The organism is Streptomyces boninensis (assembly GCF_048572725.1).
Classification (GTDB): Bacteria; Actinomycetota; Actinomycetes; order Streptomycetales; family Streptomycetaceae; genus Streptomyces; species Streptomyces boninensis.
This window is the reverse complement of sequence record NZ_CP183837.1, coordinates 7,361,459-7,387,500: the sequence shown is the minus strand read 5'-3', so window position 1 is coordinate 7,387,500 and position 26,042 is coordinate 7,361,459. Positions and strand designations below refer to the sequence as shown.

At 71.4% G+C, this 26,042-nt stretch carries 21 protein-coding genes; 7 read left to right on the top strand and 14 right to left on the bottom strand.

What is annotated here, in order from left to right:
* The first annotated feature begins 45 nt into the window (after nucleotides 1-45).
* Together ACNNMR_RS33665 and ACNNMR_RS33660 are read left to right on the top strand one after the other, a co-directional pair.
* Nucleotides 46-642, top strand: coding sequence for a DUF5998 family protein (locus ACNNMR_RS33665; RefSeq protein WP_419998470.1), 597 nt, complete (start codon nucleotides 46-48; stop codon nucleotides 640-642).
* Nucleotides 643-647: 5 nt separating this feature from the next.
* Nucleotides 648-1,814 (top strand): alkaline phosphatase family protein, encoded by a 1,167-nt coding sequence (locus ACNNMR_RS33660; RefSeq protein WP_420000572.1) that lies wholly within the window; start codon nucleotides 648-650, stop codon nucleotides 1,812-1,814.
* On the opposite strand, the gene ACNNMR_RS33655 is transcribed toward ACNNMR_RS33660, so the two are convergent.
* Complete coding sequence (locus tag ACNNMR_RS33655) at nucleotides 1,811-2,560, bottom strand: VOC family protein (RefSeq protein ID WP_419998469.1); 750 nt, start codon at nucleotides 2,558-2,560, stop codon at nucleotides 1,811-1,813. The genes ACNNMR_RS33660 and ACNNMR_RS33655 overlap by 4 nt on opposite strands.
* 113 nt (nucleotides 2,561-2,673) lie before the next feature.
* Here ACNNMR_RS33655 and ACNNMR_RS33650 point away from each other — a divergent pair, with 113 nt between their 5' ends.
* Nucleotides 2,674-3,513 carry a sulfurtransferase gene (locus ACNNMR_RS33650; protein ID WP_419998468.1) on the top strand — a complete coding sequence of 280 codons (840 nt, stop codon included), beginning with the start codon at nucleotides 2,674-2,676 and terminating at the stop codon, nucleotides 3,511-3,513.
* A gap of 23 nt (nucleotides 3,514-3,536) precedes the next feature.
* On the opposite strand, the gene ACNNMR_RS33645 is transcribed toward ACNNMR_RS33650, so the two are convergent.
* Nucleotides 3,537-6,332, bottom strand: coding sequence for a GNAT family N-acetyltransferase (locus ACNNMR_RS33645; protein WP_419998467.1), 2,796 nt, complete (start codon nucleotides 6,330-6,332; stop codon nucleotides 3,537-3,539).
* 317 nt (nucleotides 6,333-6,649) lie between these two features.
* Here ACNNMR_RS33645 and ACNNMR_RS33640 point away from each other — a divergent pair, with 317 nt between their 5' ends.
* Nucleotides 6,650-6,931 (top strand): HPr family phosphocarrier protein, encoded by a 282-nt coding sequence (locus tag ACNNMR_RS33640; protein WP_165237203.1) that lies wholly within the window; start codon nucleotides 6,650-6,652, stop codon nucleotides 6,929-6,931.
* A gap of 88 nt (nucleotides 6,932-7,019) precedes the next feature.
* On the opposite strand, the gene ACNNMR_RS33635 is transcribed toward ACNNMR_RS33640, so the two are convergent.
* The 3 genes from ACNNMR_RS33635 to ACNNMR_RS33625 form a co-directional block, all read right to left on the bottom strand.
* A complete protein-coding gene (locus ACNNMR_RS33635) occupies nucleotides 7,020-7,700 on the bottom strand; it encodes a GntR family transcriptional regulator (RefSeq protein WP_419998466.1) in 681 nt (226 codons plus the stop codon).
* 146 nt (nucleotides 7,701-7,846) lie between these two features.
* Nucleotides 7,847-9,226 carry a M16 family metallopeptidase gene (locus ACNNMR_RS33630; RefSeq protein WP_420000571.1) on the bottom strand — a complete coding sequence of 460 codons (1,380 nt, stop codon included), beginning with the start codon at nucleotides 9,224-9,226 and terminating at the stop codon, nucleotides 7,847-7,849.
* 11 nt (nucleotides 9,227-9,237) lie between these two features.
* Complete coding sequence (locus tag ACNNMR_RS33625) at nucleotides 9,238-10,575, bottom strand: M16 family metallopeptidase (RefSeq protein ID WP_419998465.1); 1,338 nt, start codon at nucleotides 10,573-10,575, stop codon at nucleotides 9,238-9,240.
* Between the two features lie 207 nt (nucleotides 10,576-10,782).
* Between ACNNMR_RS33625 and ACNNMR_RS33620 the strand changes: the two genes are divergently transcribed.
* The gene (locus ACNNMR_RS33620) at nucleotides 10,783-13,239 is read left to right on the top strand and encodes a DNA gyrase/topoisomerase IV subunit A (protein ID WP_419998464.1); all 2,457 of its coding nucleotides are present in this window, start codon (nucleotides 10,783-10,785) and stop codon (nucleotides 13,237-13,239) included.
* Nucleotides 13,240-13,317: 78 nt separating this feature from the next.
* On the opposite strand, the gene ACNNMR_RS33615 is transcribed toward ACNNMR_RS33620, so the two are convergent.
* The 5 genes from ACNNMR_RS33615 to ACNNMR_RS33595 form a co-directional block, all read right to left on the bottom strand.
* Nucleotides 13,318-14,913, bottom strand: a complete 1,596-nt coding sequence (locus ACNNMR_RS33615; protein ID WP_419998463.1) for a glycoside hydrolase family 13 protein — start codon at nucleotides 14,911-14,913, stop codon at nucleotides 13,318-13,320.
* Nucleotides 14,914-14,929: 16 nt separating this feature from the next.
* Nucleotides 14,930-15,820, bottom strand: coding sequence for a carbohydrate ABC transporter permease (locus ACNNMR_RS33610; RefSeq protein ID WP_419998462.1), 891 nt, complete (start codon nucleotides 15,818-15,820; stop codon nucleotides 14,930-14,932).
* A gap of 3 nt (nucleotides 15,821-15,823) precedes the next feature.
* Nucleotides 15,824-16,789, bottom strand: a complete 966-nt coding sequence (locus tag ACNNMR_RS33605) for a carbohydrate ABC transporter permease (RefSeq protein ID WP_419998461.1) — start codon at nucleotides 16,787-16,789, stop codon at nucleotides 15,824-15,826.
* Between the two features lie 18 nt (nucleotides 16,790-16,807).
* A complete protein-coding gene (locus ACNNMR_RS33600) occupies nucleotides 16,808-18,202 on the bottom strand; it encodes an extracellular solute-binding protein (protein WP_419998460.1) in 1,395 nt (464 codons plus the stop codon).
* 160 nt (nucleotides 18,203-18,362) lie between these two features.
* Nucleotides 18,363-19,367: a LacI family DNA-binding transcriptional regulator gene (locus ACNNMR_RS33595; protein ID WP_419998459.1), complete on the bottom strand. Its 1,005-nt coding sequence runs from the start codon at nucleotides 19,365-19,367 to the stop codon at nucleotides 18,363-18,365.
* 61 nt (nucleotides 19,368-19,428) lie between these two features.
* Between ACNNMR_RS33595 and ACNNMR_RS33590 the strand changes: the two genes are divergently transcribed.
* Together ACNNMR_RS33590 and ACNNMR_RS33585 are read left to right on the top strand one after the other, a co-directional pair.
* Entirely contained in the window at nucleotides 19,429-20,334 is a 906-nt protein-coding gene (locus tag ACNNMR_RS33590; RefSeq protein ID WP_419998458.1) for a sucrase ferredoxin, read from the top strand.
* Between the two features lie 176 nt (nucleotides 20,335-20,510).
* The gene (locus tag ACNNMR_RS33585; protein WP_419998457.1) at nucleotides 20,511-22,118 is read left to right on the top strand and encodes an ATP-binding protein; all 1,608 of its coding nucleotides are present in this window, start codon (nucleotides 20,511-20,513) and stop codon (nucleotides 22,116-22,118) included.
* On the opposite strand, the gene ACNNMR_RS33580 is transcribed toward ACNNMR_RS33585, so the two are convergent.
* The 4 genes from ACNNMR_RS33580 to ACNNMR_RS33565 all read right to left on the bottom strand — a co-directional run bounded on the left by ACNNMR_RS33580 (nucleotide 22,115) and on the right by ACNNMR_RS33565 (nucleotide 26,027).
* Complete coding sequence (locus tag ACNNMR_RS33580) at nucleotides 22,115-22,963, bottom strand: SGNH/GDSL hydrolase family protein (RefSeq protein ID WP_420000570.1); 849 nt, start codon at nucleotides 22,961-22,963, stop codon at nucleotides 22,115-22,117. The genes ACNNMR_RS33585 and ACNNMR_RS33580 overlap by 4 nt on opposite strands.
* Nucleotides 22,964-23,077: 114 nt before the next feature.
* Nucleotides 23,078-23,782, bottom strand: coding sequence for an SDR family NAD(P)-dependent oxidoreductase (locus ACNNMR_RS33575; RefSeq protein WP_419998456.1), 705 nt, complete (start codon nucleotides 23,780-23,782; stop codon nucleotides 23,078-23,080).
* On the bottom strand, nucleotides 23,779-24,660 hold the full coding sequence (locus tag ACNNMR_RS33570; RefSeq protein ID WP_419998455.1) for a cupin domain-containing protein: 882 nt from the start codon (nucleotides 24,658-24,660) through the stop codon (nucleotides 23,779-23,781). The genes ACNNMR_RS33575 and ACNNMR_RS33570 overlap by 4 nt, the downstream gene beginning before the upstream one ends.
* Nucleotides 24,657-26,027, bottom strand: a complete 1,371-nt coding sequence (locus ACNNMR_RS33565; protein ID WP_419998454.1) for an amidohydrolase family protein — start codon at nucleotides 26,025-26,027, stop codon at nucleotides 24,657-24,659. Before ACNNMR_RS33565 ends, ACNNMR_RS33570 begins: the two co-directional genes overlap by 4 nt.
* Nucleotides 26,028-26,042 lie beyond the last annotated feature (15 nt).

The window sequence follows — 26,042 nt, the reverse complement described above, 5'->3', positions numbered from 1 at the left end:
CTCCGCGCACCGGCCCGCCGCGAGCCGCATCGTATGCTGGGGCCCATGGCAAAGACCGGAACCGCGACCCAGGGCCTGCGTGAGGCCATCGAGCGCAGCGGCTACTACCCCACGCTCGTGGCCGAGGCGGTGGACGCCGCCGTCGGCGGCGAGCCGGTCAGTTCCTACCTGGTCCATCAGGAGACCACCTTCGACTCCAACGAGGTGCGCCGCCACGTCACGGTCCTGGTCCTGACCAAGACCCGCTTCCTGGTCAGCCACACCGACGAGCAGGCCGCGGACGGCACCTCGCCGACGCCGTACGCGACGACCTCCACCGAGTCCGTGAAGCTCTCCCGGATCTCCTCGGTCGTCCTCAGCCGGGTCGTCGCCAACCCGGAGTCGTACACCACCGGCACCCTCCCCCGCGAGGTCGTGCTCACCGTCGGCTGGGGCGCGGTCGCCCGCCTCGACATGGAGCCCGCCACCTGCGGCGACCCCAACTGCGAGGCCGACCACGGCTACACCGGCTCCTCCACGGCCGACGACCTGAGCCTTAGGGTCAGCGAGGCCGGCGACGGCCCCGAGACCGTCCGGCAGGCCCTCGCCTTCGCCCAGTCCCTCTCCGAGGCCACGGCCGAGGGCGGCGCCACCGCCCGGTGACCGACCTGACTCACACCCCACCCCCCTGGCCGGAACCGCTGGACGCCCGCACCGCCCCGGCCCCCCGCTACGGCACCGGCTCCCTGGCCGACCTCCTGCCGACGCTGGCCGCGGGCCTGGCGGTGCCCGGATTCGAGCGGGCGCTCCCCCTCGACCCGGTGGACCGCGCCTGCGTCTTCCTCATCGACGGTCTCGGCTGGGAGCTCCTCCTGGCCCACCCCGAGGACGCCCCCTTCCTCTACGCCCACGCCACCGCGGACCCGATCACCGCGGGCTTCCCGGCCACCACCGCCACGTCCCTGGCCTCGGTCGGTACGGGCCTGCCGCCTGGCTGCCACGGCCTGCCGGGCTACAGCGCCCTCAACCCGGAGACCGGCGCGCTGATGAACCAGCTCCGCTGGAACCCCTGGACCGACCCGCACACCTGGCAGCCGTACCCGACGATCTTCGAGCAGGCCGCCGCCGCCGGAATCCGGACCTGCCAGGTCTCCTCCCCCGCCTTCCAGCACACCCCGCTCACGAAGATCGCCCTGAGCGGCGGCACCTTCCACGGCCGCCTCTCCGGCGAGGAGCGCATGGACCTGGCGGCGGAGCAGCTGGGGTCGGCCGACCGGTCCCTGGTCTATACGTACTACAGCGAGGTGGACGGCAAGGGTCACCGCTATGGCGTCGATTCGGACGCCTGGCGCGGCCAGCTGAACTACGCCGACCGGCTGGCCCAGCGCCTCGCCGAGCAACTCCCCCCGCGATCGGCCCTCTACGTCACCGCCGACCACGGCATGACGGACATTCCCTTCACCCCGGAACACCGCTACGACTTCGACGAGGACTGGGAGCTGAGCGCCGGCGTCCGCCTCCTGGGCGGCGAGGGCCGGGCCCGCCATGTCTACGCCGTCCCCGGCGCGGCGGGCGACGTGCTCACCGTCTGGCGCGAGGTGCTGGGCGATCAGGCGTGGGTGGTGAGCCGGGACGAGGCGATCGCGCTGGGCTGGTTCGGCCCCAAGGTGGACGACCGGGTCCGCGCCCGGATCGGCGACATCGTCGTGGCCGCCGCCGCCGACATCGCGATCGTGGCCACCCGTACAGAGCCCAAGGAATCAGCCCTGGTGGGCATGCACGGCACGCTCACCTCGCGCGAGCAGCTGGTGCCCCTGATCGAGATCCGCGGCTAACCGGCGGCCACCATCGTGAAGACCGCGCCCTCCGGGTCGGCGACCTCGACCGCCCGCCCGTAGTCCCCGTCGTACGGGCCCTCCTCCACCCGTCCGCCGAGCTCCACGACGAGCTTGGCGGCGGCTTCGACGTCCTCGACGGCGAAGTACGTCATCCAGTGCGGCGCCTCATCCGCGTCCCCGCCGCGCACGACGGCCACGGGGTGGCCCTCCACGAGCAGGTTCACGCCGTCGTCCCCGGCGTCCTCGACCTCGTAGCCGAAGACCAGCCGGTAGAACTCGGCCGCCACAGCGGCGGGCGTCTCCACGGTCAGCAGATCATTGCGTACGGTCGTCCCCGGCACCCCGTGCCGCTGCGCCCCCTCATGCCGCCCGGCCTGCCAGATCCCGAAGACGGCACCCGCCGGATCGGCGCACATGGCCACCCGCCCGGCCTCCCCCGCGTCCAGCGGCCCGACGCCCACGGTGCCGCCGCACATCCACACGCGGTGGGCGGTGTCATCGGCGTCGTCCGTCGCCAGGTAGGTGGTCCAGGCGATGCTCAGCTGCCGCTCCGGGGCGAGCATGCCGATGCCGGCCACCTCGCGGCCGTCCAGCACCGCCCGCACGTACGGGCCGAGCTGCTCGGGGCCGGGCTGGAACTCCCAGCCGAAGAGCGCACGGTAGAAGTCCTGCGCGGGCTCGAGGCCGTGGACCATAAGGCTCGCCCAGCACGGCATACCGGGGGTGCGCGGGTGCGGGGTCATGGTCAGGTCACTCTCTCCTATGGCCATCACGGGCGGCGTCACGCGCTGTAGATGCTTCCATCGCTTCTGTGATTGCGCTGCCCCTATGCGGCGATTTTCCGCCGTACGCCAAGATGGCCTTCATGACTGCTTCCATCATCTCCGCAACCGAACTCGCGAGCGACTTGGCAGCCCCCACGCTGCTGGACGTCCGCTATCAGCTGGGCGGCCCGCCTGGGCGCCCCGAGTACGAGGCGGGGCACATCCCCGGAGCGGTCTATGTGGACCTTGATACGGAGCTGGCCTCCGCACCGGGCGCCGCGGGCCGCCACCCCCTGCCTGACCTGGAGGTATTCGGTACGGCCATGCGCCGGGCCGGGGTCTCGGCCGATCGTCCGGTGGTCGTCTATGACGGCGGGCAGGGCTGGGCGGCGGCGCGCGCGTGGTGGCTGCTGCGCTGGGCGGGCCACGGTGCCGTCCGAGTGCTGGACGGCGGGCTCGCGGCGTGGACGGCGACGGGCGGCGAGCTGTCCACGTCGACGCCGGAGGTGGCGGAGGGCAGCTTCGTACCTGCTCCGGGCGGAATGCCGCTGCTGACGGCGGACGAGGCGGCCGCCCTGGCCCAGCGCGGCATCCTGCTCGACGCCCGCGCCGGGGAGCGCTACCGCGGCGAGGTCGAGCCGATCGACAAGGTGGCCGGGCACATCCCGGGCGCGCTGTCGGCACCCACGACGGAGAACGTGGCCGCGGACGGCCGCTTCCTCCCCGCCGGAGAGCTGGCGTCCCGCTTCACCGCGCTCGGCGCCACGGCGGACGCGGAGGTCGGCGTGTACTGCGGCTCGGGCGTCTCCGCCGCCCAGCAGGTGCTGGCGCTGGACGTGGCCGGCGTCCCGGCGGCCCTGTACGTGGGCTCCTGGTCGGAGTGGTCGAACGACCCGGAGCGGCCGGTGGCCACGGGCCCCGACGCCGGGTAGCGGCCGGGTTTGAGGACAGGCTCTCAGTACGACGGCAGCACCCGCGGCCCGAGATCCGTCCGCGCAGGGGGCACGGCCACCCGCACCACCGCCGACAGCGCCACCGCCCCCTGCGCCGCCACCACCACGGGCGTCAACTCCACGCCCACCACCTCGGGATGGTCGTCGACGAGCAGCGACACCCGCAGCAGCAGCTCCTCCAGCGCCGCGGTGTCGACCGCATCCGCCCCCCGCCACCCGAACAGCAGCGGCGCGCCCCGGATGGACCGCACCAGCGCCGCCGCCTCCTGGTCCGTGACGGGCACCAGCCGATGCCCCACATCCCCGAGCAGCTCGGACGGCGCCCCCGCAAGACCGAACGACAGCACCGCCCCCACCGCGGGCTCCACGGTCGCCCGTACGACGGTGTCCACCCCGCGCGGCGCCATCGCCTGCACGACGAGGTTCAGCTCCTCGCTCTTCCCCAGCGTCCGCGTGAGCTCGTCGTGCGCCCGCCGCAGCGCGCCTTCGTCGGCCAAGTCCAGCCGTACGCCCCCGAGGTCGGGCCGATGCCGCAGATGCGCGGCGGTGGTCTTCAGCGCCACGGGATATCCCAGCCGCGCGGCCGCGGCCACCGCGGCGTCCGGATCGGCCGCCCGGAGCACCGGCAGCACCGGGATCCCGTACCGCCCGAGCAGCTCCGCACTGTCGACCGCGCCGAGCTCGCGCACCTCGCCCTCGGCGGCATCCACGAGCACGCGCTCGATCTCGGCCTCCGCCCCGGCCTCGTCCACGCCGTCCAGCTCCGGCACCCTGCCGGGCTCGGCGGCCTCCCGCCGCCACTGCCGGTAGCGCACGGCCTCGGCGAGCGCCAGCGCGGCGCGCTCGGCGGCGTCGTAGGCGGGGATCGTACGGGCGGCGGCGGGCGCGCCGGGCTCCCCAGCCACCCCGGCCAGCGCCTCCCCCAGCCCTTCCAGCGCCAGCGATACGACGGCCACCGGCTTCGCCCCGCCCGCCGCGCCCGCCCGCAGCTCCCGCGCCAGCGTCCGCGCGTCCTGCGGTCCCGGTGTCGCCGCAAGCGCCGGCAGGTCCGGGTCGGCGACCCAGGGGATCGCCGTGACGACCACGGCATCGCAGCTCGCGTCCGCCATCACCGCCGCCACCGCCGCGCGGAAGTCCTCGGGTCCGGCCCCGCTGCCCAGGTCGCGCGGCGGCAGCGGGCGCAGGCCGCGGGTGAGGCAGGCGTCGTAGGCGAGCAGGCCCAGCGACTCGGAGTTGCCGACGATCGCCACCCGCGGGCCCTCCGGCAGCGGCTGGCTCGCCAGCAGCAGGCCTGTGTCCACGAGCTCCGTGACGGTATCGGCGCGGATCACGCCGGCCTGGGCGAGCAGCTCGGAGACCGTCTCCGCCGACACCCCGGTCGTCGGCACCGCGTGTCCGGTCGGGGCGCTGCCGGTGTGCCGGGCGCCCTTCACCACCACGACCGGCTTCCGGGCCGCCGTCCGCTTCGCGAGGCGGGTGAACTTGCGCGGGTTGCCGATCGACTCCAGGTACATCAGCACGACGTCCGTATCCGAGTCGTCGTGCCAGAACTGCAGGAAGTCGTTGCCGGAGACATCCGCCCGGTTCCCCGCCGAGACGAAGGTGGACACCCCGGCGCCCGGCCGCCGCTGCAGCCCGGTCAGCAGGGCGATGCCGATCGCGCCCGACTGCGTGAAGACGCCCATGCGTCCGGCGGGCGGCGTCGTCGGGGCGAGGGAGGCGTTCAGGTGGACACCCGGCGCCTCGCCGCCACCCGCCGCTTCGCCGCCACCCGCCGTCTGGCGCAGCAGCCCGAAGGCGTTGGGGCCGATCAGCCGCATCCCGTACGAGCGCGCCTGGCGGACCAGCTCGCGCTGCCGCGCCCGGCCCTCGGCGCCCGCGCCGGTCGCGTCCGCATAGCCCGCCGTCAGCACCACGAGGCCCTGCACGCCGTGCTCGCCGCAGTCCGCCACGACCGATGGCACCTCCGGGACCGGCACCGCGACGATGGCGAGGTCGACCTCGCCGGGGATGTCGCGCACCGAGCGATACGCGGCGACGCCCTCGATCTCCGGCTGACCGGAGTCCAGCGCCCGGTTCACCGCGTACACGGATCCCCCGAACCCCCCGTCCAGCAGGTTGCGCAGCACCGTACGCCCGACCCCGCCTGGCCGCCGCCCGGTGCCGACCACCGCCACCGAGCCCGGCGACAGCAGCCGCTGCACGGACCGGGCCTCGGCCCGCTGCTCCCGCGCGCGCATCACCGCGACGGACTTCTCCGTCGGCTCCAGGTCGAACTCGAGCCGCACCACCCCGTCCTCGAAGGTGCGCTTCTGCGTGTATCCGGCGTCCGTGAACACCTTGATCATCTTGGTGTTGCCGGGCAGCACCTCGGCCGCGAAGCGGCGGATGCCGCGCTCGCGCGCGCAGGCCGCGATGTGTTCCATCAGCGCCGAGGCGACGCCGCGCCCCTGGTGCTCGTCCTGGACGAGGAAGGCGACCTCGGCCTCGGTCGGCGCGATGCGGTCGTAGCGCACGGTGGCGATGAACTGCTCGCCGACGACCGCCGCGAGCCCGACCCGGTCGACGTAGTCGTGGTGGGTGAAGCGGTGCACGTCCTTGTCGGACAGCCGGGGGTACGGGGCGAAGAAGCGGAGGTACTTCGACTCGTCGGAGACCTTCTCGTAGAAGCCAGTGAGCCGGTCGGCGTCCTCGGGCCCGATGGGCCGGATCTGCGCCGTGCCACCGTCGCGCAGCACGACGTCGGCCTCCCAGTGCGCGGGGTAGTCGGGGTAGTCAGGTGCCGCCTCCGTGCCCATGGGGCAAGAGTAGGGCCTGTCTGGAGCCTCCCGTCGTCGCGCGCAGCGCGGCGCAGCGGCGGTCGGTGCGTGCGATCGGCGTGCGGGGGAAACGGTCATGTGGCGGAGCCACCTGTCCGTTTCCCCCGTGCGGCGAGCGTGCGTGCCGGGCGTCGGGGCGCAGACGGGAGGCTCCAGACAGGCCCTAGGCGGGGTACCGCATTGGACCGTTTCCGCTCGCGGAGGGCGGCGGTGCAGGGCAAGGTGGGGTTGCCGGAGCACCCCGCACACCATGCAAGAATGGTCTAGACAACCGCAACGACCTGAAGGGCAACACCATGGCTGAGCGCCGTGTCACCGTCGGTTGGGCCGAGGGCCTGCACGCCCGTCCCGCCTCGATCTTCGTCCGCGCCGCCACCGCCGCCGGCGTCCCCGTGACCATCGCGAAGAACGGTGGCAACCCGGTCAACGCCGCGTCGATGCTGGCCGTGCTCGGCCTGGGCGCGAAGGGCGGCGAGGAGATCATCCTGGCCTCCGACGCGGAAGGCGCCGACGGCGCCCTGGACCGCCTGGCGAAGCTGGTCTCGGAGGGGCTCGAGGAGCTTCCGGAGACCGTCTGAAGCAGTCGCTTCACGTAGCGCCGCACTTGGCCGGAATTACCCGGCCGGTGCGGCTCGCTGCATTTCCGGGGTAATTACCCTTCCTTTGTTACGACCGGTCGCCGCTTATGTTTACGGCATGTTTCCGGCTACTCACACCCGCCGGGATTCGGAATTCATACGACCCCGCCGACCGCTCCACATGCAGCACCGCGAGCCCCCGCGCCCGCTCGGCGTCCCCGCGCGCCACCGCGTCCACGATCGCCCCGTGCTCGGCCCACGAGTCCACCGCCCGCCGGTGCGGCGCCGCCGCGTACATCCAGGCGATCTTCCGCCGCAGCTGGATGAGCAGCCCCGCCAGGCTCGGCGACCCCGTGGCCTGCGCGAGCGTCTCGTGAAACCAGCCGCTCAGCGACGGCAGTTCGCTGACCTGCCCGCGCTGTGCCCGCTCCTGACCGAGCCTGACCAGCCCGCGCAGCACCTTCAGATGCGCATCCGTACGCCGCTTCGCCGCCCGCGCGGCGCCCAGCGGCTCCAACAGGGCGCGGATGTCCAGCAGATCGGCCGCGTCCTCGGGCCCGGGCTCGGCAACCATCGCTCCGACGTGCCGCTTTGTGGTGACGAAGCCCTCCGATTCGAGGGTCCGCAGGGCTTCCCGTACGGGGACCCGGCTGACGCCGTAGCGGCGGGCGAGGTGCTCCTCGGTCAGGCGTGCACCGGGGGCGAAGAATCCGGAGACGATGTCGTCGCGGATCGCCGTGCACACTGCATGCGAGGACCCGCCGTTCATCGTTCTCTCCGCATTTTATCCGCCTCCCCTGGCCCGCCTCAGGAATGCACAGTATGGCAGCGGAAATGAAATTGCGTGAGGAATGCTCGGGCAAAAGATTAAGCCCCGGCCGAGCGGCCGGGGCTTAACCACATGTTCCGGACAGATCAGGTGCCCTTGACCACGCGCACCTCGCCGATGCCCAGCGCCCGCACCGGCTCCTCGATCTCCGCGGCGTCGCCGACCAGGACCGTCACCAGGCGGTCCACCGGGTACGCGCTCACGACCGCCGCAGTCGCCTCCACCGTGCCGGTCTCGGCGAGCCGCGCGTACTGCTGCGCCTGGTAGTCGTCCGGCAGCCCCTGCTCGACCTGGTCGGCGAGGGTGTCGGCGACGGCGGCCGCGGTCTCGTACTTCAGCGGGGCCACGCCCACCAGGTTCTGCACCGCCACGTCCCGCTCGGCGTCGGTCAGCCCCTCGGCGGCGAGCGTACGGAGCACGGTCCAGGTGTCCTCCAGCGCCGGTCCCGTCACCTCCGTGGCCACGGAGCCGCTGATGGCGAGCATCGCGGCGCCGGTGCCGTCCTCGTTCGAGCGCAGCACCTGGGCGAAGGCGCGGACGCCGTACGTGTAACCCTTCTCCTCACGCAGCACCCGGTCCAGACGGGAGGTGAGGGTGCCGCCGAGGCAGTACGTGCCGAGCACCTGGGCGGGCCAGACGCGGTCGTGGCGGTCCGGGCCGATGCGGCCGATGAGCAGCTGCGTCTGCACCGCGCCGGGGCGGTCGACGATCACGACGCGGCCGTGGTCGTCGGCGGTGACCGGCGCGACGGGCTGCGGCTCCGCGGTGTTGCCGGTCCAGGCGCCGAGGGTGTCGGCCACGATGGCGTCGAGGTCGATGCCCTCCAGGTCGCCGACGATGACGGCGGTGGCGGTGGCCGGGCGGACGTGCGCCTCGTAGAAGGCCCGTACCGCCGCCGCACCTTCCTGTCCGAGCCGCTCGATCGTCTCCTCGGTGCCCTGGCGCGGGCGGGAGGCCCGGTCCGTGGCGGGGAAGAGGTCGGCGGACAGGGCCATCGCGGCGCGCCGGCCCGGGTTGGCGAGCTCGTGCGGGATCTCGTCGAGGCGGTTGCCTACGAGGCGCTCGATCTCGCTGTCCGGGAAGGCGGGGGCGCGCAGGGCGTCGGCAAGGAGGCCGAGGCCCTTGGCCAGCCGGGAGGCCGGGACCTCCAGGGAGAGGCGTACGCCCGGGTGGTCGGCGTGCGCGTCGAGGGTGGCGCCGGCCCGCTCCAGCTCGGCGGCGAACTCCTCGGCCGAGTGCTTGTCGGTGCCCTCGGAGAAGGCGCGCGCCATGATCGTGGCGACGCCGTCGAGGCCCGCGGGCTCGGCGGCGAGCGGGGCGACGAGGCTGACCTCGGCGGCGACGACCTTCTGGCCCGGCCGGTGGCAGGTCAGGACCGTGAGGCCGTTGGGCAGGGTGCGCCGGTCGGGCGCCGGGAAGGCCCAGGGCTTGGGCTGCCCGGCCTGCGGCTGCGGGTGGAACGTCATCTGTGCCGCGCTCACTGGTCGGCTCCCTCTTCCTCGTCGCTGCTGTCTGCGCCCTCTGTGGGCTCGTACACGAGCGCCGCCCGGTTGTCGGGGCGCAGCCGCGCCTTGGCCACGGCCTGCACCTCCTCCGCGGTGATGCTGAGGATCCGCTCGGTGGCGGTCAGGGCGAGCTGCGGGTCGCCGAACAGGACGGCGTAGCGGCACAGTTCGTCGGCGCGGCCGCCGACGGTGGCGAGCCGGTCCAGCCACTCGCGCTCCAGCTGCGCCTGCGCCCGCTCCAGCTCCTCGGGGCTGGGGCCCTCGTCGGCGAAGCGCTTGAGCTCTTCGTCGACGGCGGCCTCGATCTGCGGGATCTCCACGCCGCTGGAGGCCTTCACGTCCAGCCAGCCGAGCGAGGGCGCGCCGGCGAGCCGCAGCATGCCGAAGCCGGCGCCGACGGCGAGCCGGTCGCGGCGGATCAGCCGGTTGTAGAGCCGGGAGGACTCGCCGCCGCCGAGGGCGGTGAGCGCCAGGTCGGCGGCGTCGGCCTCGCGGGTGCCGTCCTCGGGGAGGCGGTACGCGGCCATGAGGGCCCGCGACGGCACCTCCTCCTCGATGACGACGCGCTGCGCCGCGCCGAGGATGTCCGGCAGCGAACCGTCGCGCGGCGGCTGCTTGCCCGCGTGGTTCGGGATCGAGCCGAAGTACTTCTCCACCCAGGCGAGGGTCTGCTCCGGGTCGATGTCGCCGACGACCGCGAGGACGGCGTTGGACGGCGCGTAATACGTCCGGAAGAAGGCCTGCGCGTCCTCCAGCGTGGCGGCGCTCAGGTGCTCCATCGAGCCGATGGGGGTGTGGTGGTACGGGTGGCCCTCCGGGAAGACCATCGCCGTGAGCTTCTCGAAGGCGGTGCCGTACGGGACGTTGTCGTAGCGCTGGCGGCGCTCGTTCTTGACCACGTCGCGCTGATTGTCCAGGTTTTCCTGGTCGAGCGCTTCGAGGAGCGAGCCCATGCGGTCGGCCTCCAGCCAGAGGGCGAGCTCCAGCTGGTGGGCGGGCATGGTCTCGAAATAGTTGGTGCGCTCGAAGCTCGTGGTGCCGTTCAGGGAGCCGCCGGCGCCCTGGACGAGCTCGAAGTGGCCATTGCCCTGGACCTGCTTCGAACCCTGGAACATGAGGTGCTCGAAGAGGTGGGCGAGCCCGGTGCGGTCCTCGGTCTCGTGCCGGGAGCCGACGTCGTACCAGAGGCAGACGGCGGCGACGGGGGTCAGGTGGTCCTCGGAGAGGATCAGGCGCAACCCGTTGGAGAGGCGGTGTTCTGTGGCGGTGAGCCCGCCGGAGCCGGCTTGGGGTGTGGCCGTCTGACCCATGGGCCGTATCGTCCCTTCGATCGCAGCGTTCTTGGCGTCAAGTCCGAACGTAAATGATGTGATGCCCACTGTATGTCGGGCCCCCGTGCGAGGGCGTTATGCCGGGTCGCGGGCCGGGTTGTCAGTCCGTGGGTCCACAATGGGGGCCGACCCGTCTTCTGACAGACACCTGCCCGATCCGATGAGCCGAAGGGACCGCAGCCTAAGATGGCCCGCCGCAACACGAAGGCAGCCCCGCCGCCTGACGACTTCGAGGAGCGCATCCTCGACGTGGACGTCGTCGACGAAATGCAGGGCTCCTACCTCGAGTACGCGTACTCCGTCATCTACTCGCGCGCGCTCCCCGACGCCCGTGACGGCCTGAAGCCGGTGCACCGGCGCATCCTGCACATGATGAACGACATGGGGCTGCGCCCCGACCGGCCGTATGTGAAGTGCGCCCGCGTCGTCGGCGAGGTCATGGGCAAGCTGCACCCGCATGGCGACCAGGCCATCTATGACGCCCTGGTGCGCATGGCGCAGTCGTTCTCGATGCGGGTGCCGCTGGTGGACGGGCACGGCAACTTCGGCTCGCTCGGCAATGACGACCCGCCCGCCGCCATGCGTTACACGGAGTGCCGCCCGGCGCCGCCCGCCTCGCTGATGGTCGAGTCCCTCGACGAGGACACGGTCGACTTCGAGTCGAACTACGACGGCAGCGAGCAGGAACCGATCGCGCTGCCCGCCGCGTTCCCGAACCTGCTGGTCAATGGCGCCTCCGGAATCGCCGTCGGCATGGCCACGAACATGGCGCCGCACAATCTGGTCGAGGTCATCGCCGCGGCCCGCCATCTCATCAGGCACCCGGGCGCCGACCTGGACACCCTGATGAAGTACGTGCCGGGGCCCGACCTGCCCACCGGCGGCAAGATCACCGGGCTGGACGGCATCAAGGACGCGTACGAGACGGGGCGCGGCACCTTCAAGATCCGCGCCACGGCGACGGTGGAGCAGGTCACGCCGCGCCGCAAGGGCATCGTGGTGACCGAACTGCCGTTCGCCGTCGGCCCGGAGAAGGTGCGGGCGAAGGTCAAGGACCTGATCGGCGCCAAGAAGCTGCAGGGCATCGCCGACCTGAAGGACCTCACCGACCGCCAGCACGGCCTGCGCCTGGTCTTCGAGATCAAGAACGGCTTCAACCCGGAGGCGGTGCTGGAGCAGCTCTACAAGCTGACGCCGATGGAGGAGTCCTTCGGCATCAACAATGTGGCGCTGGTGGACGGCCAGCCGCTCACGCTCGGCCTGAAGGAGCTCCTGGAGGTCTATGTCGACCACCGCTTCGAGGTGGTCCGCAGGCGCAGCGAGTTCCGGCGGCGCAAGCGCGAGGACCGGCTGCACCTGGTCGAGGGCCTGCTGGTGGCGCTCGTCGACATCGACGAGGTCATCCGCATCATCCGCGCCAGCGACAATGCGGCGGCGGCCAAGGACAAGCTGATGCGCCGCTTCGAGCTGTCCGAGATCCAGACGCAGTACATCCTGGACACCCCGCTGCGCCGGCTGACGAAGTTCGACCGGATCGAGCTCGAGTCCGAACGGGACAAGCTGAAGGCCGAGATCGCCGAGCTGACGGCGATCCTGGAGTCGGACGCGGAGCTGCGCAAGCTGGTCTCGTCCGAGCTCGGCGCGGTCGCGAAGAAGTACGGCACCGAGCGGCGCACGGTGCTGCTGGAGGCGCCCGAGACGACCGTCTCCGCGGTCCCGCTGGAGATGTCCGACGACCCGTGCCGGGTGCTCATGTCGTCCACCGGCCTGCTGGCCCGTACGGCCAATGGCTCGGCCTTCCCCGAGGCGGAGGGCGCCAAGCGGGCGAAGCACGACGTCATCGTGTCGGCGGTGCCGACGACCTCGCGAGCGCAGGTGGGCGTCGTGACGTCGGACGGGCGGCTGCTGCGGCTGCCGGTGATCGACCTGCCGATCCTGCCGGAGACGGCGGCGGCGCCGACGCTGGCCGGCGGCGCGCCGCTGAAGGAGTTCCTGACGCTGGAGGACGGCGAGACGGCCGTCTGCCTGATGACCCTGGACGAATCCTCACCGGGCCTCGCGCTCGGCACGGAACAGGGCGTGGTGAAGCGGGTGGTGCCCGAGTATCCGGCCAACAAGGAGGAGCTGGAGGTCATCACCCTCAAGGACGGCGACCGGATCGTGGGCGCCGCCGAGTTGCGTACGGGCGAGGAGGACCTGGTCTTCATCACCGATGATGCGCAGCTGCTGCGCTATCAGGCCTCGCAGGTCCGGCCGCAGGGTCGCCCGGCGGGCGGGATGGCCGGGATCAAGCTGTCGGCGGGCGCGAAGGTGATCTCCTTCAATGTGGTCGATCCGGCGCAGGACGCGGCGGTGTTCACCATCGCCGGTTCGACGGGTGCGCTGGACGGCGCCTGGGTCCAGACGGCGAAGCTGACCCCCTTCGACCAGTACCCGAGGAAGGGCCGCGCCACGGGCGGCGTCCGCTGCCAGCGCTTCCTGAAGGGCGAGGACTGCCTCACCCTGGCCTGGGCGGGCCCGACCCCGGCCCGAGCGGCAAGCAAGACGGGCGCGGCGGTGCCGCTGCCGGAGACCGACCCGCGCCGGGACGGCTCGGGCACACCGCTGTCGAAGACGGTGGCGTCGATCGCGGGGCCGGTGTAACGGGCCGTAAAACACGGCGGACCGATCGCCCCACCCTTGGGCGATCGGTCCTCCCCCGTGCCGGCCTGGCTGCCAGAGTCAGGTATGCAGCCAGACCGCCGTGTCCTGCGGGAGGCGACCGCCGGCGAGCGGGCCGGAGGCCAGCAGGACAGTTTTGTGCGGCGGGAGTTCCGCCGGGCGTCCATTGATGTTGATCATGCAGACGAAGGATCCCCCGTCGCGGGCGAACGCGAGCACCCCCTCCGGGGCGTGCAGCCACCGCATCGGCCCGTCGCCGAGCGACGGCTCCCCGCGCCGCAGCCGCAGCGCATCGCGGTACAGCGCCAGCATCGACCCCGGGTCGCCCTCCTGCGCCGCCACCGCATACGTGCCCCAGTCCGCCGGCTGCGGCATCCAGGGCTCGGCGCCCCCGTCGGGCCCGAATCCGTACGAGCTTCCGCCCGACGACCAGGGAAGCGGGACCCGGCAGCCGTCACGACCGGGATCCGTGCCGCCGGAGCGGAAGTGCATGGGGTCCTCGATGCGATCGCGCGGGATCTCCACCTCCGGCACCCCGAGTTCCTCGCCCTGGTACAGGTAGACGGCACCGGGCAGCGCCAGCGACAGCAGCGCCGCCGCCCGCGCCCGCCGCGTGCCCAGCTCCAGGTCCGTAGGCGTGCCGAAGCGCTTCTTCTCGAAGTCGAAGCCGGTGAAGTCGGACCGCCCGTACCGGGTCACGGTCCGCGTCACATCGTGATTGCACAGCACCCAGGTCGCCGGCGCCCCGACCGGGGCGTGATACGCCAGCGTCTGGTCGATCGACGAGCGCAGCTCCGCCGTGTCCCACCGCCGCGCCAGGAAGTCGAAGTTGAAGGCGGTGTGCAGCTCGTCGGAGCGCAGATAGCGCGCGAAGCGCTCCGGGTCCTCCACCCACAGCTCGCCGATCAGCACCCCGTCGTACTCGTCGGCGATGGCCCGCCACGACCGGTAGATGTCATGCAGCTCATCGCGGTCGACGAACGGATGCGGGTCGACGCCGGCCTCGAAGTCCGGCAGCGCGGGGTCCTTGGCCGCGAGCGCCGCCGAGTCGATGCGCACGCCCGCCGCCCCCCGGTCGAACCAGAACCGCAGCACGTCCTCATGCTCTTTCCGCACCCTCGGATGCGCCCAGTTGAGGTCCGGCTGCCCGGTCGCGAAGAGGTGCAGATACCAGTCGCCGTCATCCGTACGGGTCCACGGCACACCCCCGAACTCGCTCACCCAGCCGTTCGGCGGCAGCGTCCCGCCGGGCCCGCGCCCGGGGCGGAAGTGGAACAGCTCCCGCTCCGGGCTGCCGGGCCCGGCCGCCAACGCCGCCTGGAACCACGGGTGCTGGTCGGAGACGTGGTTCGGGACGATGTCGACGATCGTGCGCAGACCCCGCTCGCGGGCCTCCGCGATGAGCTTCTCGGCCTCGTCGAGGCTGCCGAAGGACGGGTTGATGGCCCGGTAGTCGGAGACGTCGTAGCCGCCGTCGGCCAGCGGTGAGCGGTACCAGGGGTTGAACCACAGGGCGTCTACGCCGAGTTCCGCCAGGTACGGCAGCTTGGCCCGGACGCCGGCCAGGTCGCCGGTGCCATTGCCGTCTGCATCGGCAAAGCTGCGAACGTAGACCTGGTAAATGACGGCATGCCGCCACCAGCTCGTGTCGGACACGGATGTTCCTTTCGATTCAGCCCTTGAGCCCGCCCGCGGTCAGGCCGCTCATGATGTTCCGCTGGAAGATGAGGAAGAGAATGAGAGTCGGAACTGAGGCGATGGTCATGGCCGCGATGAGGACGTTCTCCGAGACCCCCGTCGACAGCGAGTAGATGCCGACGTTCAGCGTCTGCTTGCCCGGATCCGGGAGCGTCAGCATCGGCCAGAGGAAGTCCTTCCAGACATTCACGATCGCGAAAATCGAGACCACGCCAAGGATCGGCCGGGAGATCGGGAGGATCACGGACCACAGTGTCCGCACCCGTGAGGCGCCGTCCATCGAGGCCGCGTCCAGCAGCTCCTGCGGAATGGAGTCGAAGAACCGCTTCAGCAGGAAGATGTTGAAGGCATTGGTGACGGACGGCAGCCAGATCGCCCACGGCGAGTTGGCCAGATTGCGCTCAAAGATCGGCACGTCGATGACGGTGAGGTACTGCGGGACGATCAGCACCGTCGCCGGGATCATCAGCGTCGCCAGCATCATGCCGAGGATGACGTTCCCCAGCACCGGCCGCAGCTTGGAGAGCGAGTACGCGGCCGCCACGCACAGCACCAGCTGGAAGGCCAGCGCCCCGAAGGCGTAATAGAGCGTGTTGCCCAGCAGCTTGGCCAGGTTCAGCTTGTCCCAGGCGTCGCCGTACGTCGCCGGCTGCGGGTCCTTCGGATAGGCGGTCGGCGGCGACTGGATGACCTCGGCGGTGGACTTCAGCCCGCCGGTGACCATCCAGTACAGCGGCCCGAGGAAGACCAGGGTGAAGACCACCATGGTCACGCCGAAGATGATCCAGTACGTCACCTTGCCGCGCCGGCGCCCGAGTTGGGCCGGGGATATGAGGGTGCGAGGCCGTGCCTCGATCGCTGCCATGTCTCACTCCCCGTCCGAGCGGTTCAGCTTCGCGTACGCCCCGGAGAAGACGGCCAGCAGCAGGAGCAGCATCAGGCCGAGGGCGGCGGCGGAGCCGTAGTTGTTGAAGTTGAACGCGTACTGGTAGATCAGATAGACGACCGTGGTCGTCGAGCCCTCCGGGCCCGCCCCGCCGGTGAGCAGGAACGGCTCCACGAAGACCTGCATGGTCGCGATGATCTGCATCAGGAACATCAGCGACAGGATCAGCCGCGTCTGCGGGATGGTGACGTGCCAGATCTTGCCCCACAGCCCGGCGCCGTCCAGGTCGGCGGCCTCGTACAGCTCACCCGGGATGCCCTGCAGCGAGGCCAGGTAGATCAGGGTGGCGCTGCCCATGTTCATCCAGGTCGCGGCGATGACCACGGACAGCATCGCCGTATCGGTGGACTGCAGCCATTCCGGCTCCGGCAGTCCCACCGACCCCAGGATGGCGTTGAAGAGGCCGTGGCCCGGGTCGTAGAAATACTTGAAGAGCAGCACGGACGCGACCGGCGGCAGCATCACCGGCAGATACACCAGCAGCCGCAGATAGCCCTGCCCGTGCCGGAACTCGTTCAGGAGCACCGCCACGAAGAACGGGATGGCGAAGCCGAGGACCAGCGCCAGGGCGGTGAACAGCAGGGTGTTGCGCCACGCCTGCCAGAACGCCGGGTCGTTCATGACGTGCTGGAAGTTCTGCCAGCCCACCCAGGTGGTGACGCCGTTCTTGTTCTGCTGGAAGGCGAGCAGGAACTCGCGGACCATCGGATACCAGGAGAAGAAGCCGAAGCACAGCACGGCGCCGATGAGGAAGCCGTGCGCGGAGAGGTTCCGGCGGATGGAGCGCGCGAGGTCCTCGCGCCGCCGCCCGGCGGACGGCCCCGCGGCGTGCTTGCCGCCGGGCCGCCCCTTGGGGGCCTCGCTCCTGGTGAGTGCGGGGGCCGACATATCTGGACTTCGCTCCCGTCAGCCGTTCGCCAGGACCTGGTTGACCTGCTGCTCTGCGGTGTCGAGCAGCTTCTCCACGTCGGCGTTCTTGTTGGTCAGCACGGACGACATCGCGGTGTCGAGGATCTTGTAGACCTCCTGCGCCTTGGCCGGCTCGTTCTTGCCGGGCACCGGGTTCTCGCGGAAGGCCTTGAAGTTCTCGACCGGCACGGTGGCGTACTTCTCCCGCTCCGCGTCGTCCTTCTTGCGCGTCTCACCGGCCCAGAAGTCCGGCTGCGGCAGCCCGACCGGGTTGCCGTCGCTCTTGATCCCCTCCCAGTTGAAGCGGCCCTTGCCCTGGGACAGGAAGCGGTAGTTCAGCCAGGCGATGGCCGCCTTGGTCTTGTCCGGCGAGAGGCCCTTCTTGATGTAGTACGCATCCCCGCCGGTCAGGGTGAACTTCTGCCCGGGGATCGGCCCCATCCCGAACCGGCTGAAGTCGGCGCCCAGCTGCTGCTTCATATGCGTGAGGTCGTCCGGCGCGGCGATGAACATGCCGAGCTTGTCGGAGGCCATCTGCTTCTGCAGGTCACCCCACTTCAGCAGCTGGGTCTTGCCCATCGAGCCGTCCTTGAAGCGCATGTCCTTCAGCTGCTGCAGCACGGCCTTGCCGGTGGCGTCGTTGAAGGCGGCCTTCTTGCCGTCCTGGGTGACGACGCTCCCGCCGCGGCTGTAGACGGATGCGGTGAAGTGCCAGCCGCCCTGGTTGGTGGCGCTGTACTCGCCGAAGCCGTTGACGCCGCCGCCGAGCGCGGAGATCTTCTTGCTCGCGCTGCGGACCTCTTCCCAGGTCGTCGGCGGCTTGTCCGGGTCGAGGCCGGCCTTCTCGAAGAGCTTGCGGTTGATCAGCAGGCCCATGGAGTAGTGCTCGCGGGGCAGGCCGTAGAGCTTGCCGTCGGACTTCAGGTCGTTGAGGACGCTGCCGCTGATGTCGCCGAACGCGGGCACCGTCTTGTTGTTCACGTACGGCGTGATGTCCTGGGCGGCGTCGTTGTCCAGGATCTGCTGCCGGTCGGTGAAGTACGCGTAGAAGACGTCCGGCTGCGACTTCGCCTTCAGCATCGCGGTGAATCGGGGCGGCTCCAGGCAGGGGTCGGTGTTCTTCCCCTTGATGGTGACGTTCGGGTACATCTTCTTGAACGCCGCGATGTCCCGCTTCCAGCCCTTGAGCTCGTTCTTCCTGGTCGCCGGCGGCATGCAGTCGATGCTGATGGTGACCTTGGTCTTCTTGTCCAGCGGCTGGCCGGCGTCGGCGCCGGGATCGCTGCCGCCGCTGTCATCGGTGCTGGAGGTACCGCACGCGGCCGCGGTCAGCGCGAGTACGGCCGATATCGCCGCCGTTGTCCATGTACGGCGGAACCCGGAGCTTCTCATCGGTGGTCCCCTTCGGGCATGAGCGAGTGAGGGCCACCCGTAAAAAGGGAGCCCGCCCCGGCAGCCCTCGCTGCCGAGGCGGCACACTCAACCACCGACGACTTGTGAACGCAATATCTCGCGCAGACTTCGCAAGAATTAAACAGCTACCTGTAGATCCCTATCGCACAGGAGCAGTAGAAGCCCGCACCACCAGCTCAGGCTCGAAGAGCAGCTCGTCATCGGCGACCTTCGCCCCGCCGATCTGGGCGTGCAGCAGGTCGACGGCCGCCCGCCCCATGGCGTCGATGGGCTGCCGCACGGTGGTCAGCGGCGGCGAGGTGCAGCTCATCAGCGCGGAGTCGTCGTACCCGACCACGGAGACATCCCGCGGCACATCGAGCCCGGCCCGCCGCGCGGCCCGTACGACACCGAGCGCGATCGGGTCGCTGGCGCAGACGAACCCGGTGACTCCCTCGCTCAACAGCCGCCCGGCCACCGCGGCCCCGCTCTCCAGCGAATACTGCGCCCGCGCGATGCGCGAGTCCGGCAGCTCGAGCCCGGACCGCTCGGCCTCGGCCCGCGCCGCCGCAAGCTTGCGCCGCGACGGCATATGGTCCTCGGCCCCCAGCACAAGACCGATCCGCTCATGCCCGAGCGACGCAAGATGCCGCCAGGCCTGCTCGACGGCGACGGTGTCATCGCAGGAGACGGTCGGGAAGCCGAGATGCTCGATGGCGGCATTGATCAGCACGACGGGGATATGCCGCTCGGCAAGCCGCTTGTAGTGATCGTGCGGCGCCCCGGCCTGAGCGTAGAACCCGCCGGCAAAGACGACACCGGACACCTGCTGCTGCAGCAGCAACTCGACGTAGTCGGCCTCAGAAACGCCATTCTTGGTCTGCGTACACAACACGGGCGTCAGCCCGAGCTGCGCAAGCGCACCCCCGACGACCTCACCGAACGCGGGAAAGATCGGGTTCTGCAACTCCGGCAGCACCAGCCCCACCAGCCGCGCCCGCTCCCCCCGCAGCTGCGTAGGCCGCTCATACCCGAGCACATCGAGCGCGGACAGCACCGCCTGGCGGGTGGCCTCGGAAACCCCGGGCTTGTCATTGAGCACCCGGCTGACGGTGGCCTCGGAGACCCCCACCTTCTTGGCTACTTCAGCAAGTCGTCGCGTCATGCCCGCAAGGCTAGCGTAAGTCAACGCAAGCTTTGCAAGTCCCTTGCGATACGCTCTCGCGGTGACGACGTGCGCAACCGCCTCCCAGGCCCTGGACGAGCCGCTGGCCGGCACCGCCGCGACGGCAGCCACCTGGCTGCTGATCGAGCAGAACGGCCCCTGGGGCGCGAAGGCCCTCACCGCGAGCCACCTGGACCCGGCGCTGGGCCGCGCCCTGGAGGCGGCGACGGCCGGGACGGGCGTACGCGCGGCCCTGATCCGCCGCCCCGGCCGCCACGCGGACAGTGGGACCGCCGGCCACCGGCGGATCTTCGCGGCCCACACCGCCCCGGGCGCCGCATGGGTCCGTACGACACAGCTGTCCGACCCGGCCCACCTCCTCGACCTGGACTTCACCGCCCTGGGCGCGGGCCACCAGGCGTCCTTCCCCGGCACCCCCGCCACCGGCCCCCTGGCTCTCGTCTGCACGAACGGCAAACGCGACCGCTGCTGCGCCCTTCTGGGCCGCCCGCTGGCCACCACCCTGGCGGCCTCCGCCGCCTGCGACACCTGGGAAATCACCCACATCGGCGGCCACCGCTTCTCCCCCACCCTGCTGCTCCTCCCCCACGGCTATGCGTACGGCCGCATGACCCCGCACGCGGTGAAGGAGGCAGTGGAAGCCCTCCGCGACAACCGCGTCATCACCACCGGCTGCCGCGGCCGCTCCACGTGGGACCGCCCGGCCCAGGCGGCGGAGCTGGCGCTGCGCGAGCATCTGGGCGAGGACGACGCCGACGCGATCGCCGTCACCGGCGTGACCGGAGCGCATCCGCGGTGGTCGGTGCAGCTGCGGCACACGGCCGCGACCTGGTCGATCGACGTCACCTCAGCCGCGCCCACCGGGGCGACTCCCACACCGGCATCGTGCGGAGCGGCGCCGCTCCCGCAGGAGCGATGGGTCACGGGCATCCCGCAGCGCAGCTGACCGCACCCGGCAGCGCAAGGAGGGGACGGGGTGGAACGACGCCGCCGAAAAAACCCAGCGTCCCCAGCGGCGGCCGACCACCGCGTTTTTTCGGTGGTGTCGTGGAACCCCGTCCCCGGCCCCACTGTGAACTGCACCGCTGACAGATATGCCCGAATCCCGTAGGTTCCGTCCCCATGCACGACACGGCGCGCCGGAGGCGCATACGCGGCCCCCGCCGCCTCGCGACCCAGGTCCTCGCCACCCAGCTCGCCCTCACCGCCGGCGTGCTCCTCCTCGCCGCCGCCCTCTTCCTCGCGCCCCTCAGCGACAATCTCGACGACCAGGCCATGCGCCGCGCCCTGGCCATCGCCCAGACCACCGCCGCCGAGCCCGGCATGGCGGACCAGCTGCTCGCCTCGAAGCCCACCAGGAACAACCCCGTCCAGCGCGACGCGGAGCGCATCCGCCGCGCCACCGGCGCCGAATACATCGTGATCATGGACGAGCGCGGCGTCCGCTGGTCGCACACCGAAGCCCACCGCATCGGCAGCCACGTCTCCACCGACCCGGAACCGGCCCTCTCCGGCGCCGAGTGGATGGGCATCGACCACGGCACCCTCGGCCAGACCGCCCGCGGCAAGGTCCCCCTCCGCGACGAGAACGGCCGCGTCATCGGCGCCGTCTCCGTAGGCATCGCCTACGAAAGCGTCCAAGACCGTCTCGTAGGCGCCGTCCCCGGCATCCTCGCCTACGCCGGCGGCGCCCTGGCCGTAGGCGCCCTGGCCGCCTACGCCCTCTCCCGCCGCCTCCAGCGCCGCACCCACGACCTCGCCTTCTCCGACATCTCGGCCCTCCTCGACGAGCGGGAGGCCATGCTCCACGGCATCCGCGAGGGCGTCGTCGCGCTCGACAAGAACGCCCGGATCCGCCTGGTCAACGACGAGGCGCAGCGCCTCCTCGGCCTCACCCCCGCCGTCACCGGCCGGCCCCTCGACGAGGCCCTCCCCCCGGGCCGTACGACCGACATCCTGGCCGGCCGCGTCACCGGCGACGACCTCCTCGCCGTCGCGGGCAGCCGCGTCCTCGTCCTCAACCGGATGCCCACCGCCGACGGCGGCGCCGTCGCCACCCTCCGCGACCGCACCGAGCTGGAGCGCCTCGGCCGCGAGCTGGACTCCACCCGCGGCCTCATCGACGCCCTCCGCGCCCAGGACCACGAGCACGCCAACCGCATGCACACGCTCCTGGGCCTCCTGGAGCTGGGCCTGACCGACGAGGCCGTCGACTACATAACCGAGGCGGTAGGCGGCCACCGCGCCACCGCCGAGCAGGTCACGGGCCACATCCACGACCCGCTCCTCGCCGCCCTCCTGGTCGGCAAGGCAACGGTCGCCGCCGAACGCGGCGTGGAACTCAACCTCGCCGGCAGCCTCCCCGACGAGGTCGTCGACCCCACCGGCCTGGTCACCATCGTCGGCAACCTGATCGACAACGCGCTGGACGCGGCGGTCGGCTCCGCCGAGCCGGAGGTCGAGGTGGAGGTGGACGCCGACGGCCGCGCCGTCCACCTCCGTATCGCCGACTCAGGCGCCGGCGTCCCGTACGACCAACGCGAAAAGATCTTCACGGAGGGCTACTCCACGAAGCGCCTCCCCGCTCACGGCGCCAAACGCGGCATCGGCCTCCCCCTGGTCCGCCGCCTCGCCGAACGCCAGGGCGGCAAGGTCACGGTCGACGACCGCCCGGGCGGCGGCGCGGAGTTCACGGTCTATCTCCCGGAGGCGCTCCGCGAAGCGGCTTAGTGCCGCTTCAACTTCGCCAGCACGGCCACCGCCATCCGTTCCTCCCCCGTCGCATTGGGATGGAAAGGCGCCGCCGGGTTCGCCGGCACCAGCGGCTCAACCCACCGGTCCGCGGGCGGCTTGCACACGTCGTGCCCGATGCTCGGCGTGTACGTATCCGCGAACTTGGCGCGATTCACCCCGGCGGCGATCCGCAGCATCGCGTTCAGCCGCTTCCCCGTATCGCGCAGATACGGCACGTCGCCGTCCGCCATCTGCACATCCGGACGGCAGCCGACGCCGCTGTCCGGCACGATCACCGGATACCCGACCACCACCACCCGCGCCCGCGGCGCCCGGTCGCGAATCGCGTCAAGCACCTTGTCGACCTTGAAGAACGCCTGGCCGATCCGCCTCGCCAACTCGTCCTTGCCGCTCGCCTTGTAGTGCTTCTCGCACGGGTTCCCGGTCGGATCGGCCCCGGCCAGGGTCGTACACGTACCGATGATCTCGCCGAACCCGATGTCATTCCCGCTGATCCCGACCGTCACCAGCGTCGTATCCCGCCCAAGGGCGTCCAGCTGCGGCGGATTGGTCCCCTGCTGCTGCCACATCTCGGCGGTCGTGGCGCCACCACAGCTCACGTCCTTGAACGAAGCCACCCGGTACCGCAGCGCGACATGCGTCGGGTAATTGTGGTCGGAACGCGCGCAGTTGGCGTCGAGCTGCTTCGGGATCCCGGGCCCCGAGGTGTACGAGTCGCCCAGCGCGACATACCGCTCGCCGTGCTTCGGCGTGGCCTGCGCGGGCACGGCGCCCGCACCCAGGACGAGGGCGGCGGCCCCGCCCGTCGCGGCGGCGGACATCGCCACCCGTCTCGCTCTCCTAGCGCCCATCCCTGCCTCCACTCCCGTGACTTCCGCGTCACTTACCGGGAAGTAACAGTCATGGCGGCGCCGACACGTGTCAATGCCCCGCGCTCATCTCAGCAGCCAGCCGCCGTCGACCGGCAGCCCGACTCCGTTGACCGAGCGATTGCGCAGCAAGAAGTCCACCGCGTCGACCACGTCCCCCATTCCCGCCAGCCGCCCCGTCGGCGTACGGGACCGGATCGGATCGAGCGCGGCGGCCGGCTTGTCCCGCCAGTACGGGCTGTCGCCGACGATGCCGGGATGGACGGCGTTGACCCGGACCGGGGCGAGCTCGGTGGCGAGGGTACGCACCATCCCGTCGACGCCGGCATTGACCGTCGTCACGGTCGTCGACCCGGGATACGGGCGCGCCCTGGCCTGCCCGCCGAAGAGCACGATCGCCGCGTCTTCACCCAGCCGGGGACGCAGCGCGTGCACCACCTCGGTGTAGCCGACCAGCTTGAGCGTCACCAGCGCCAGCGCCGCCTCAACATCGTATGCAGCCACCGAGTTCTCATCGCGGCTGATCGCCGCCAGCACCAGGGCGTCCACCCGCTCGACGCCGTCCAGCGCCGCGGCGATCTCGCGCGGCCGCGCAAGATCGAGCGCCAGCCCCCGCGCACCGCACTCCTTCGCCACCGTGGCCGCCCGGTGCGGATCGCGCCCGGTGAGCAGGACGTCGTCCCCGGCCGCCGCGTACCGGCGGGCAATCTCCCGCCCGATCCCGGCGGTGCCGCCGACGACGACCACGTTGCGCGAAATCGCCTCACTCATCGCTTCTCCTCCAGCCGCTCCCGCAGGTAGTCCCAGTCCCGGGCGAACCGGTAGGAGTGCCGCGCCGGCGGCTGCGGCGCCTGCGTCTCCAGCCACCGCAAAGGCCCCGCACCGGCGTTGGCGAAGGAGTGCACGCACCCCGCCCCCGCCCACGCCAGGTCGCCAGGGCCGAGCCGGTGCACGGTCCCGTCGAAGGAGGCATCCACGCTGCCTTCGAGGATCAAGTACGTCTCCTCGAAGGGGTGATCATGCGCCCCGGCAGCACCATCCGGCTCGTACTGCACCATGAACATCGTCGAGGCCACCGCCCCCAGATCACCGTCGACCATCATCTTCACGCCGATGCCGCTGTAGACGAGCAGCGCCGTATGCATGCTCGCCGAGACCGCGAGCAGGTCCTGGCTCTGCTTTCCCGGGTCCATCTGCGCGGGCTCGAAGTGCCCGAAGGAGCGCGTCCGCGGATCGCGTACGTCCACGGGCACCGGCTCCCGCACCGGCAGCCCCGCCACCGCCTCCGTGTCGTGCCCGTACCGCGCCCGCGGCACCGGAGCGAGCATGTCCGCCCAGCGCGCGGGCCCCGCACCCGTACCCCGCCAGGCATGCGGCACGCCGACCGGCAGCAGCCCGTAATCACCCGCCCGCAGCAGCCAAGCGCCCTCAGCCGTATCGAGCACTACAGACCCGTCCAGCACGAAGAACGACTCCTCGTACGCATGCACATGCGCCCCCACCGCGCCATCCGCCGCCAGCTCGCAGACACCGAACCCGGTGTGCACGGCGCCATCCCGCTCACCCACCGCCGCCCACCGCGAGTGCCCCGGCTGCCCGGTGGCGGCGAACTCCGCGTCCGCCGCCCGCCGCACCAGATACGCACTCACTGCTGCGGCCCCCGGGCCGCGACCGCCGCCAGCAGCCGGTCGCGGGACTCCTCGACCAGCCGCCGCGCCCGCGCGGTGTCGGCGAGCAGCCGGCCGTCGCGCTTCTTGACCTCACCGGCGACCAGGACGGTGTCGACGTTCGACACGTCGGCGCTCAAAGTCACCGCGGCCACCGGGTCATGCACCGGCGCCACATTGAGCGCGGTCGCGTCGATGGCGACGACGTCGGCCTGCTTGCCCGGGGTGAGCGATCCCGTACGGTCCTCGAGCCCGGCGACGTGCGCGCCGTCTACGGTGGCGAGCCGCAGCATCCGGCGGGCAGTGAGCATCGTGTCGGGTACGGGCGAATCCGCCGCCCAGCACGCGGCGTTGACCCGCGCCCGCTCGGCGCCGAAGGCGGAGCGGATCTGGGTGAACATATCGCCCGGCGCCGTGGTGACCACATCGATGCTCAGCGACGGCCGCAGCCCGTGCTCGATGGCCTTCATCACCGGCGGCCAGCCATGGCCCATCTGACACTCGATCTGCGGAGCGACAGAGATCGTGCCGCCGCTGTCGGCGACCATCCGCCACTCCTCGTCACTGAGATAGCAGCTGTGGACGTACGTCGTCGGCGGCGCGTCGCGCCCGAGCAGTCCGAGGTCGTGCAGCTGCTTCACCATGCCGAAGCGTCCGGCCAGGCGGCCCATCGCGACGTGCACGGTGATCGGGAGGCCGAGATCGCGGGCGAGCCGCCACTCGCTCTCCACGACGTCGTTGATGCAGAAGCCGGGCCCGCGGGTGGCGAGCCCCATGGTGAGCAGCCCGTCGTCCGACGAGAAGTACTGCGCGCGGATCCGGCGGACATCGGCCGCCGGAATCGCGATCTTGCTTTCGAACCAGTAGTCGGCGAGGGAGGTGTTGGCGCTGCCGTACGCGTACTGGGCGCGGATGCCCGTCTCCCGCAGCGCCTCCACGGCGGCGTCCGGGTGCTCCGGCGTGTTGTTGATGTGCGACCAGTCGACCAGCGTCGTAATGCCGGCGTTCAGGCACTCCAGCGAGCCGGCGAGGTTGCCCGCGTACACGTCCTCCGGCCGGTAGACGGGCGCGAAGGTGTCGAGGACCTCGGTGAAGTAGTCGTCCAGAGTGGCGTCGGGCGCGCAACCGCGGATGGGCGCCTCCCAGGTGTGGCGATGGGTGTCCACGAAGCCGGGGATCACGATCCGCCCGGTCATGTCGAGCACCTCGGCGTCCGCCGCCGCGGGAATCTCCCGGTCGACCGCCGCGATCTTCCCGTTCTCGATCAGGACGTCCCCCTGGGCCAGGTCCCCGAGCTCCGGGTCCATGGTGAGCACGTGGCCTCCGCGCAAGAGCTTGCGCTCGCTCATCGCCGTGCCGCCTTC